The 11,264-nt window shown below is 41.9% G+C and carries 10 protein-coding genes; 6 read left to right on the forward strand and 4 right to left on the reverse strand.

Annotated features, from left to right (window positions below; translation table 11 throughout):
- Window position 1: 1 nt before the first annotated feature.
- Window positions 2-487 (reverse strand): GNAT family N-acetyltransferase, encoded by a 486-nt coding sequence (locus D1013_RS18755; RefSeq protein WP_121850285.1) that lies wholly within the window; start codon window positions 485-487, stop codon window positions 2-4.
- 112 nt (window positions 488-599) lie between these two features.
- Here D1013_RS18755 and fbp point away from each other — a divergent pair, with 112 nt between their 5' ends.
- Window positions 600-1,607, forward strand: coding sequence for a class 1 fructose-bisphosphatase (gene fbp / locus D1013_RS18760; protein ID WP_121850286.1), 1,008 nt, complete (start codon window positions 600-602; stop codon window positions 1,605-1,607).
- A gap of 52 nt (window positions 1,608-1,659) precedes the next feature.
- Here fbp and D1013_RS18765 read toward each other — a convergent pair whose 3' ends face one another.
- The gene (locus D1013_RS18765; protein WP_121850287.1) at window positions 1,660-2,082 is read right to left on the reverse strand and encodes a tellurite resistance TerB family protein; all 423 of its coding nucleotides are present in this window, start codon (window positions 2,080-2,082) and stop codon (window positions 1,660-1,662) included.
- 219 nt (window positions 2,083-2,301) lie between these two features.
- Between D1013_RS18765 and D1013_RS18770 the strand changes: the two genes are divergently transcribed.
- From D1013_RS18770 to D1013_RS18790, 5 genes are all read left to right on the forward strand, one after another.
- Window positions 2,302-3,327 carry a ligase-associated DNA damage response exonuclease gene (locus D1013_RS18770; protein ID WP_121850803.1) on the forward strand — a complete coding sequence of 342 codons (1,026 nt, stop codon included), beginning with the start codon at window positions 2,302-2,304 and terminating at the stop codon, window positions 3,325-3,327.
- Window positions 3,324-4,937, forward strand: a complete 1,614-nt coding sequence (locus tag D1013_RS18775) for an ATP-dependent DNA ligase (RefSeq protein ID WP_121850288.1) — start codon at window positions 3,324-3,326, stop codon at window positions 4,935-4,937. Before D1013_RS18770 ends, D1013_RS18775 begins: the two co-directional genes overlap by 4 nt.
- Before the next feature lie 4 nt (window positions 4,938-4,941).
- On the forward strand, window positions 4,942-7,401 hold the full coding sequence (locus D1013_RS18780; protein WP_121850289.1) for a ligase-associated DNA damage response DEXH box helicase: 2,460 nt from the start codon (window positions 4,942-4,944) through the stop codon (window positions 7,399-7,401).
- Between the two features lie 8 nt (window positions 7,402-7,409).
- On the forward strand, window positions 7,410-8,072 hold the full coding sequence (gene pdeM / locus D1013_RS18785) for a ligase-associated DNA damage response endonuclease PdeM (protein WP_317125483.1): 663 nt from the start codon (window positions 7,410-7,412) through the stop codon (window positions 8,070-8,072).
- 97 nt (window positions 8,073-8,169) lie between these two features.
- Window positions 8,170-8,979, forward strand: a complete 810-nt coding sequence (locus tag D1013_RS18790; RefSeq protein ID WP_121850291.1) for a TspO-related membrane protein — start codon at window positions 8,170-8,172, stop codon at window positions 8,977-8,979.
- A gap of 19 nt (window positions 8,980-8,998) precedes the next feature.
- Here D1013_RS18790 and D1013_RS18795 read toward each other — a convergent pair whose 3' ends face one another.
- Window positions 8,999-10,348 carry a dihydrolipoyl dehydrogenase family protein gene (locus tag D1013_RS18795; protein WP_121850292.1) on the reverse strand — a complete coding sequence of 450 codons (1,350 nt, stop codon included), beginning with the start codon at window positions 10,346-10,348 and terminating at the stop codon, window positions 8,999-9,001.
- A gap of 11 nt (window positions 10,349-10,359) precedes the next feature.
- Entirely contained in the window at window positions 10,360-11,145 is a 786-nt protein-coding gene (locus D1013_RS18800; RefSeq protein WP_121850293.1) for an SDR family NAD(P)-dependent oxidoreductase, read from the reverse strand.
- Window positions 11,146-11,264 lie beyond the last annotated feature (119 nt).

The following is an 11,264-nucleotide window of genomic DNA, read 5'->3' on the forward strand; positions in this document are numbered from 1 at the left end:
TTTAATTTTTAACTTGCTCTAAAAAGGTTTTGATACCTTTCTCATCCATCTGAACTACATCCCAATCACGTAACACTTTCGCGCCCTTACTTTCATAAAATTTTATGGCCGGTTCGTTCCAATCTAGAACTTCCCAACTGATTCTTTTAACTCCTAAATCATTGGAGTATTGAACCACTTGCGACAAAAGCGCACTACCAAGTCCACTACCTCTCATTTTTTTGGTAACAATCAAATCTTCAAGATGCACTACAGGGCCTTTCCAAGTCGAATAACGGTTGTACACAAGGGCCATGCCGACAATTTCGCCGTGACTTTCACCCACAAAACATTGAAATAGAGGCCGCTCACCAAACCCATCGGCTACCAAGTCTTCAACAGTTACCTCAACGGCATCTTCCTCTTTTTCGAAAATGGCTAATTCTTGTATCAATCTTCTAACTTCAGTCATATCGGCTACCGTAGCCTCCCTAATAGTAAAATCCATATTGTTACAAATAAAACACAAAGTTATATATTTAAAAAAGTAATGTAAAATGAAAATAGGGTTCTTTCACAAAATACCCGATATTTGTGGGTGAACCAACAGTCTTTACTACATGTCTACTAAAAACCGCACCCTCGGAGAATACATCATCGAAAACCAAAACTCATTCAAATATTCTTCTGGCGAACTCTCTAAACTTATAAATGCCATTAGATTGGCGGCAAAAGTAGTAAACCATGAGGTAAACAAAGCCGGTCTTGTAGATATTTTAGGTGCGGCCGGTGAAACCAATATTCAAGGGGAAGACCAACAGAAATTAGATGTACTGGCCAATGAAAAGTTTATTCAAACTTTGACCAATCGCGAAATTGTTTGTGGCATTGCTTCTGAAGAGGAAGACGATTTCATCTCCATCAATAGTAACGACAATCAGCATCAGAATAAATATGTAGTTCTCATCGATCCATTAGACGGATCATCTAACATTGATGTGAACGTATCGGTAGGTACCATCTTCTCCATTTATCGTAGGATTACCCCAGTTGGCACCCCTGTAACTTTAGAAGATTTCTTGCAACCTGGCAAAAATCAAGTGGCCGCCGGCTATGTGGTTTACGGTACTTCTACCATGCTGGTATACACCACTGGGGACGGAGTTAACGGTTTTACCCTCAACCCTGCTATCGGAACGTTTTATCTATCGCATCCGAACATGAAATTTCCTGAAGATGGCCGTATTTATTCGGTGAACGAGGGTAACTACATTCATTTTCATCAAGGAGTAAAAGACTATATTAAATATTGCCAAGAAGAGGAAGGCGACCGCCCATACACTTCGCGGTACATAGGATCGCTAGTTTCCGATTTTCATAGGAACATGATTAAGGGAGGCATCTACATGTACCCAAAAAGCAGTGTTACCGAAGAAGGAAAACTTCGCCTTTTATATGAGTGCAACCCAATGGCATTTTTAGCCGAACAGGCCAACGGACTAGCAATTGGCGGGAAAACCCGCATTTTAGATGTACAACCTAAAGAATTGCACCAACGCATTCCGTTTTTCTGCGGTAGCCGTAATATGGTATTGAAGCTGCAGGAGTTTTTGACCAAATATCATTGAGATACCTCGTGGTAAAACCAACTGGCCAACAAATCTTTTAGAAAACGGAAGTTTAGTGCTTTAAAAGGTACAGATAGTCGTCGAAGTCAATTTTACCACTGAAAATAGCAGTTGAGCGCTCGATAATTTTATCTGCCTGACTCCCTGAAAAACCGAGTCCGATTGCATATTTCTTCAACAAAACCATTTCTTCTTGATCAATAAGATGGTCAGAAAAAACAAGTCTGAACAAATCGTAAAGTCTTTCTAAACGACCTTGACTATCGTGTGGAGGAACAATCGGATACTTGTTCTCTTTCTTCATTACTTCTTTATACTCAGCCTCGGTAATATCCAATCTATTGGCAAACTTATCGAGCATTGTTTTCTCTTCTGAACTGATCTCACCATCGACCGCTGCCAAAGTGGCAAGCGCCGCAAAATGGGCCAAATTACGTCTGTGTTCTCCGCTGATATAAAGGTCTGCAATTGCCATAAAATTCTAATTTGTGGCAGCAAATATAATTTTTTTAGAGGTCATTATTCCTACCAATCCCGATTATTTTAGCCCTAACCTAACAGTTTAATTAGGGTTTTAATAGCTGATAAAGCACCAAATCTATAGAGGCTTTGATATTTATCATCAAATAAAACACTTTAATGAATTTTTACATCTGTTAAGCATACCGCTAATATGCTTAACTTTCTAATGCCCATGAAAAAGCCATTACTAGAATTCACCGAAAAAGGTATCTATTGCCATGCGGCCAAGGTATATCTTGACCCTTGGAAACCGGTTGACAAAGCTATCATTACCCATGGCCATGCAGACCACAGTAGATGGGGGCATAAACAATACATAACCCATCCGACCAATGTGCCGATTATCAAACATCGTTTGGGCGATATAGAGGTAGCAGGCAAAGAATGGGGCGAGACATTTACAGTAAACGGTGTAAAGTTCACATTGTACCCCGCCGGTCATATTATCGGTTCTTCCCAAGTTAGGGTTGAACATAAAGGTGAGATTTGGGTGTTCACCGGAGATTACAAATTGGAAAACGACGGGGTGGCAACCCCCTATGAGAGTATTAAGTGCCATACGTTCATTACCGAATGTACATTTGGTCTACCGGCTTTTCTATGGCGCCCTCAAAAAGAAGTATTTAAAGACATCAACGAATGGTGGGCTCAAAACAAGTCTAACGGACAAACTTCAGTACTCTTCGGGTATTCTTTAGGAAAAGCGCAACGCCTATTAAAGCATTTAGACCCCAATATCGGAAAAATTTATACCCATGGTGCTATTGAAAACATGACCGATGTTTTGAGGCCTATGATTGATTTTCCGGCTACCGAGCGAATTACACGAGACACCAAAAAAGAAGATATTAAGGGACATATGGTCATTGCACCGCCATCCGCACATGGTAGTACTTGGATCCGCCGAATGGTGCCCTTCGTCACCGCGTCTGCTAGTGGTTGGATGGCCTTTCGAGGTGCCCGTAGACGACGCGCCATTGACAAGGGCTTCGTGCTCAGCGATCATTGTGATTGGCCGAGTCTTTTAGAAGCCATAAAGGAAATCGGAGCCGAAAAAGTTATATGCACCCATGGCTATACCGATATTTTTTCGCGCTACCTACGAGATTTAGGCTATGATGCCCGTACGGAAGCGACCCAATTCGAAGGTGAAAATGCAGAGCTGAATGTAGAAACTGAAATTTCTGAATCTGTATGAAAAAGTTCTCTCAACTCATAAAAACCTTAGATGGCACTAATAAGACCAATGTAAAAGTAGCGGCTTTGGCAGAATACTTTACCAATGCCCCAGACCAAGATAAGGTTTGGACCATTGCCATTCTCTCGCATAGAAGACCCCCAAGACCTGTCAATACGACCCTGCTTAGAGAATGGGCTTCTGAGCTGGCGCATATTCCATTATGGCTGTTCGAAGAAAGCTACCATATTGTTGGCGACTTGGCCGAAACCATTGCCTTAGTAGTACCTTCCGATGAGAGTTCAACGGATAAATCGCTTTCGGCATTCTTGCAAGAAATGATTTGGCTAAAAGCCCAAAGTGATGAAGACAAAAAAGCCTATTTGTACCGAAATTGGAAACAACTTGATTACTATGGTCGATTCGTTTTCACAAAATTAATTACCGGTGGTTTTCGAATAGGGGTCAGCCAAAAATTAATGACTCGGGCCTTGGCAAAAGCAACGGGTATCGATGAAGACATTCTAGCCTACAAACTGATGGGCAACTGGGACCCCAATACCATTGATTTTCAAGATTTGATTTTGGAAGAAAAAAAGAGCGATTACCTTTCAAAACCATACCCTTTCTACTTGGCATACGCCCTTGAGAACGAGCCCGAATCTTTGGGCGATGTTACCGAATGGTCTTTCGAACATAAATGGGATGGCATTCGAGCGCAAATAATAGTTCGCAACAACGAACTTTTCACATGGAGCCGTGGAGAAGAATTGGTTACGGACAAGTATCCGGAATTCGAAGTTTTTATAGGTAGATTGCCCAATGGAACTGTAATAGATGGTGAAATTCTCCCCTACCCAAATAAAGAAATTGGCACTTTTAACGATTTACAGACTAGGATTGGAAGAAAGAATGTTTCAAAAGCACTGCTCAAAAAGACCCCTGTAATTTTAAAAGCATACGACCTTTTGGAATGGCAAGGGGAAGATATTCGTACTAGACCATATAGTAAGAGAAGAAATCTTTTAGAAAAGATGGTTGCCGGGCAAGATGGCATACCTCTTTTTCTCTCTGAGAAAATGGAGTTCACCTCTTGGCAAGAGGTAGCGGAAGAGAGAGAACTGTCGCGCGAAAAGCGCAGTGAGGGGTTAATGTTCAAACGAAAAGATTCTCCTTATCTGGTCGGAAGAAAAAAGGGAGACTGGTGGAAATGGAAGGTTGACCCCTTAACAATCGATGCCGTTCTTACCTACGCCATGCGCGGTCACGGAAGGCGAAGTAATCTATTTACCGATTATACCTTTGCCCTTTGGAACGAAAACGAGGAAGGAGAAAAAGAATTGGTAACCTTTGCCAAGGCCTATTCAGGTTTGACCGACGCCGAGTTCAGAAAGGTTGATGCATGGATCAAAAAGAACACACTTGAGCGCTTCGGCCCCGTACGCAGTGTTACACCGCATCATGTTTTTGAAATTGCCTTTGAAGGTATCGCCGAATCTAAAAGGCATAAAAGTGGAGTTGCGACCCGTTTTCCCAGAATATTGAGATGGCGAAAAGACAAGAAGATACATGAAGCAAATTCATTGGAAGATTTAAAAGCATTGATTCCGCATACTGTAGAGACGGAATAAGAAAATGAACCAAAAAGAACTTTTCAGCATAGCGACCGATTGGTTCCATGAGCAAAATTGGCAACCTTTTGCCTTTCAGAAAGAATCGTGGAAGGCTTTTTTGGCGGGAAAACATGGTCTGCTCAACGCACCTACTGGAAGTGGTAAAACCTATGCCCTATGGTTTCCGATTGTATTGAATTACATCAAAAAGAATCCTGAATACCGCACAAAACACAAAAAAGGCCTCAAAGCTATATGGATAACCCCACTTCGGGCCCTATCGCAAGAAATCAGACAATCTGCCGAACGTATCACCGTAGACCTGGGTACCCAAATGACGGTCGGCATACGAACGGGCGATACGTCGACCAAAGAACGGGCCAGTCAAAAGAAGGCTATGCCAGACCTTTTAATCACCACCCCGGAAAGCCTACAACTTCTATTGTCTTCAAAAGGTTATGCCTCAATTTTTAAAGACTGTTCAGCTATTGTCGTCGATGAATGGCATGAACTTTTGGGCACTAAAAGGGGCATTCAGATGGAACTGGGCCTCAGTCGCCTTAAAACTATTTGTAAAGATTTACGGATCTGGGGCATTTCGGCGACCATTGGAAATTTAGAACAGGCCCGCCGAGTGCTATTAGGCCCGAACAGCGAGCAATTACAAAATTCGGTCATGGTCAGGGCCAACCTCAAAAAGAAGATTACGGTCAAGAGTATCATCCCCAAAACCATGGAAACCTTTCCATGGCGAGGGCATTTAGGTCTGCACCTCTTAGAGGAGGTAGTACCGATAATCAACAATAGCAAAACGACCCTTCTATTTACCAATACCCGCAGCCAATGTGAGATATGGTTTCAAAAAATTCTTGAGAAACATCCGGAATATGCCGGTGAAATGGCCATGCACCACGGCAGCATCAATAAAGAGACCCGATTATGGGTCGAGCAAGCCATACGCAATGAGAGCTTAAAAGCTGTGGTGTGTACCTCAAGTTTAGATCTTGGGGTAGATTTTGCACCGGTGGAAACCGTGATACAAATTGGTGGGCCAAAAGGGGTGGCCCGTTTTCTTCAGCGTGCCGGCCGAAGTGGTCACCGCCCAGGCAAGGAGAGTGTCATTCATTTTTTACCGACCCACGCTATGGAGCTCATCGAGGCATCGGCATTGCAGGTCGTCGTAAAGGAAAATGCAGTCGAGGATCGGCTGCCCTACCTCAATAGCTATGACGTTTTATTGCAATATCTTACTACTCTGGCGGTTTCAGACGGATTTTACCCGGGTGAAATCTTTCCTGAAATTCAACAGACCTTTTGTTACCAAGGTATTACCGAAGAACAATGGCAATGGCTGCTTAATTTTTTGGTATTGGGCAGTCAAAGCCTGAGCAGTTATGACGAATATAAAAAGGTAGAAATAGAAGCTGACGGAAAATTCAAAGTGAACAATCGGGGCGTTGCCATGCGGCATCGGTTTCAGATAGGCACTATTGTTGGTGATGCCACCATAAGCGTTCGTTATCAAAAAGGAGGGTATATAGGTTCGATTGAAGAATATTTTATTTCAAAATTGACCCAAGGGGATGTCTTTACTTTTGCCGGCCGAAATCTTGAGTTCATTCGAATCAAAGGCATGCAAGCGCATGTTCGTAATTCTACCAAAAGAACGAACAAAGTTCCTAGTTGGATGGGCGGCCGACTAAGCTTCTCTGCACAAATGTCAGAACTATTGCGCCAAGAACTTTACAAAGCAGCAGCCCATCAGTTAAGCGGACCTGAACTAAAGTCGTTAAAGCATATATTTGACAAGCAACGTGAAGAAAGTATCGTACCATCCCCTTCCGAATTTCTGATAGAGACATTCAAGACCCGTGATGGCTATCATCACATTTTTTATCCATTTGAGGGGCGGGCGGTGCACGAGGCCATGAGCAGTCTATTGTCGTACAGGGTAAGTCTTTTAAGCCCCATTACCTGCTCTTTGGCCTTTAATGACTATGGTTTTGAAATGCTTAGTGACAAACCCATTGACATACAAGCGGTAATCGACAATAACCTCTTCACGCCGGAATATATGCTGGCCGACTTACAAAGAAGTTTGAACAGCAATGAAATGGCCCGGCGAAAATTTAGGGACATAGCCGTTATTAGCGGAATGGTCTTTACCGGTTACCCTGAAAAAGGTGTCAAAATGAAGCACCTTCAAAGCAGTTCCCAGTTACTTTTCGATGTTTTTCGCGATTACGAACCAAACAACCTACTTTTTCAGCAAGCTTTCACCGAAACTTTTGAACATCAATTAGAAGAAGGTCGTTTACGAATGGCCTTGGAGCGAATCGGCAAACAACAAATCGTGTGGAAAGATTGCGAAAAGGCTACTCCTTTCTCTTTTCCTATAATCACCGATCGTCTCAGGGAAAAACTCAGTAACGAAAAGCTAGCCGACCGTATCAAACGCATGACCAAAATTTTAATGAAATAGACGTATTTTTGAACGGTTTTTCAGGAGCATTGGTTCGTATGTCTTATCCCCTAAAATTAAAAGATCAAAATTTTCAATTACACGCCTCTGGGGCTGTCTTTTGGAAAGAGAAGTCTTGTTTATTGATCAGTGACGTTCATTTAGGAAAAGTGACCCATTTTCGAAAATTTGGTGCTGCCTTACCCAGACACGCCGTTCATAAAAACTATTTGCTATTAGACCGACTGGTCAGTTATTACCAACCTTTTGAAATCTGTTTTTTGGGTGATCTTTTTCATTCATCTTTAAACAAAGAATGGGTATTGTTCGAAAACTGGATGGCTCGCACACCTTCAAAAATCACATTGATTACAGGCAATCACGACATAATTGCCCCAGAAAAATTTGAAAGTTTGGGGGTTGAGCAGTTTGAAGAACTGACGACAGAGAATTTTCTTCTGACCCACCACCCAGAGACTCGTAATGGTTATTACAACCTATGTGGCCACATTCATCCGGCGGTTCGGTTGCAAGGTGCAGGCAGGCAACGATTAAAACTGCCCTGCTTTTTTAAAACCGAAGACCAAATGATCCTACCTGCCTTTGGCGAATTCACAGGCAGCTACACCCTGAAACCTAGCGATAAAGATGAAGTGTATGTTATTGCCGGAGAAGAAGTTATAAAAGTATAAATTTAGGTGTCCTAAATTGTATTTAGGTTAGATTTTACGTTGATGCCGCTCTTTATCTTCAACAATACCATCTACTTTTGGCCCATTCACCCCAAATATGGCCAAAAGACTTTCAATCATTAATTTATTCTCTGTGCTCTTGGTAATTGTCATCAACTACCTGTCACAAATTAAGCTGTTCAACCATACCACCATTGGTGAAATCAGTAAGAAATATGATAATCTCTTTACTCCCGCCGATTATGCTTTTTCCATTTGGGGCATCATCTTTTTGAGTCTTTTGGGCTATTGCTTTTTTCAGATTAAAAGAGCTTTCAACGATAAGAAAAGCAAAGATTTCATAGTAAGTACAGGGTACTGGTTCACTACAGCCAACATTCTAAATGCTCTATGGGTTCTGGCTTTTGTTTTTGACCTGACCGGCCTATCGGTACTTATCATGTTTGTACTTCTTTACTCTTTGATAAAAATTGTTTTGAACACCAATATGGAGAATTGGGATGCTCCTATTGAAATAATAGCGTTTGTCTGGTGGCCTATATGCCTGTATAGTGGGTGGATTGCAGTGGCCAGTATTGCAAATGTGTCTGCATATCTAACCAAGCTAGACTGGCAAGGCTTTATGGTAACAGAAGAAAATTGGACCATCATTATGATAGCTGTGGCCTTATGCGTGAACCTGCTAATGATTTGGAGAAGAAATATGAGGGAGTTTGCCGCTGTGGGTATCTGGGCATTCTTTGCCATCTATATGCGTCACCGAATGGAATACCCTACTATTGCCAATGTTGCTTTAACCTCCGCTATAATTTTAGTCGTTACAACTTTAATACACGGTTATCAAAACAGAGATACCAACCCCTTTAAAAAGTGGCAACAAAGACAAAAAGGTAAAAGCACATCGTAAACCAAGGATTACCGAACTCTTAGACCATGCTTTTAAGGTCGTTCGTCCAAGATGGGTAGGTAAACAATGTAGCTTGTAATTCATCTGCCTTCATTTTTTGGTTAATGGCCATCGTCATAATATTGATAGTTTCCGCAGCCTGTGGACCTAGAAGATGAGCCCCGACAATTTCCTCTGTTCTTTCGTTCAAAATAACTTTATAGGCATATATCGATGCATTTACTCTTTTGGCGTTGAACCACTTAGTAGCATCATTGGTCTTGACCACAACATTTTTATAACGGCTCTTTGCCTCTTCTTCAGAGTAGCCCACCGAAGCTAGATGGGGCAAGGTGAAAACAACCGATGGAATAACAGGAATGCCTACCTTTTTCTGGTTATTTTTCAAAATGTTTTCGGCCACAATATACCCTTCCCTACCTGATAAGGGGGTCAAGGGGAGTCCGTTGTCGGAAACGTCACCGCAAGCATAAACAAACTCATTCGATTTGCTTTGCAAATAGCTATTGGTTTCGATACCGTTTTCATTAAAGGAGACATTACCTTTTGCCAAATCAAGAGCGGAAATAGCAGGGACTCTACCTGCAGTATTGAAAACGGCATCGGCTTTTAACTCCTTTGAGTGGCCTCCTTTCTTATAAATCAGCTTGAACTTCTTCCTGCCTTTTTTTATAGATTCTATTTTGCCACCGAAAACGAATTCGATTCCCATTTTCTTTGAAAACGATGTCAGTTCAGAAACTAGGTCAGGGTCGAAAGACTTTAAAGGCCTTTTACCAGAGTCGATAACAGTAACATCTGATCCCGCTCTACAGGCCATATGAGCAAACTCCATCCCGATATACCCAGCTCCTACAAAAACTATTTTTTTAGGAAGCTTTTTCAGATTTAAAAAATCATCACTAGTCTTCAAAAACTTACTTCCCTTTACACTCAATTTTCTTGGCTCGTACCCCGTAGCAACCACTATCTTCTCGGCCTTTATCTTTTTTCCCTCCACTAAAAGCGATTGATTACCTTCAAAACTGGGCGATTGATGATAGAGTTTGATGCCCGCTTCCCTAAGTTTTTCCTCGGTTCTTGCGGGAATAGAATCGGTAAAACTACCCTTGAATTTTTGAAGTTTTTTCCAACTTATCTTCAAGTTGCCTTCAATACCTTTGCCCTTCAATCGTTGGGCCATATCAAGGGCTTCGGTAGCAGCCAACAAAACCTTCTTTGGGTCACAACCACGATTGGCACAAGTACCGCCAAACTCTCTATTATCGGCAATGGCTACGCGCATGCCTGCCTTGGCGCACTTAAGGGCAACCGTTTGCCCTGCTACACCGCTACCGATTACAAATACATCAAACTTTTTGCCTTCCATTGGTTACCAGATTAAAAAGCTGTTTTAACCACGCCGCCATCAACTTTTATCGCGGCCCCGTTCGTAGCCGAAGAAAGAGGGCTGGCTATATAGGCTACCATATTGGCCACCTCTTGCGGACTAGCAAATCTTTGGATAAGGGAAGAAGGCCTTTCGGTCTTGAAGAACTCTTTTTCGACCTCTTCTTTTGATTGCTCTTCACCGATTCCGGCAAATTCCTTTACACCTTCCGATAAAGTAGGGCCTGGTAAAACCGCATTCACTGTAACCCCAGTGCCTTTGGTGGTTTCGGCCATACCTCTAGAAATAGCCAATTGAGCGGTCTTTGTCATTCCGTAATGCACCATCTCAACAGGAATATTGATTCCGCTTTCACTAGAAATAAATATAATTCGCCCCCAGTCATTCTTTAGCATCTGCGGCATAAATGCACGTGACATTCGCACTCCGCTCATAACATTTACTTCATAGAATCTATGCCAGTCATCATCTGTAATATCCAAAAACTCTTTTGGCTCAAAAATGCCGACATTATTGATGAGAATATCAACCTCACCAACCTCTTTAATTAAATGTTCAATTTCCTCCGATTTTGAAAAATCACAAGCAACACCGGTTATTTGGGCATCGGTCACTTTATTTTCAAGCTCTTTTACAGCATTCTCTACAGAAGCCTTGCTTCTACCATTTATGATGACCTCAGCTCCTTCTTTCAACAAGGTCTCGGCAATGGCTTTACCTATTCCTTTTGTTGATCCGGTGATGAGTGCTTTTTTATTTTTTAATTGAAAATCCATATTTACTATTAGGTTAAATTGTACTTAGCAAGTTGCAGCTTTTTTAAGGTTTTTTGTAATGCAAATTCGTTAAAAATGAATGGCATCGGTTCAGGAGGTATGCTTATCTTTGTGCCTCA

Source organism: Euzebyella marina (genome assembly GCF_003687485.1).
In the GTDB taxonomy this organism is placed as follows: Bacteria; Bacteroidota; Bacteroidia; order Flavobacteriales; family Flavobacteriaceae; genus Euzebyella; species Euzebyella marina.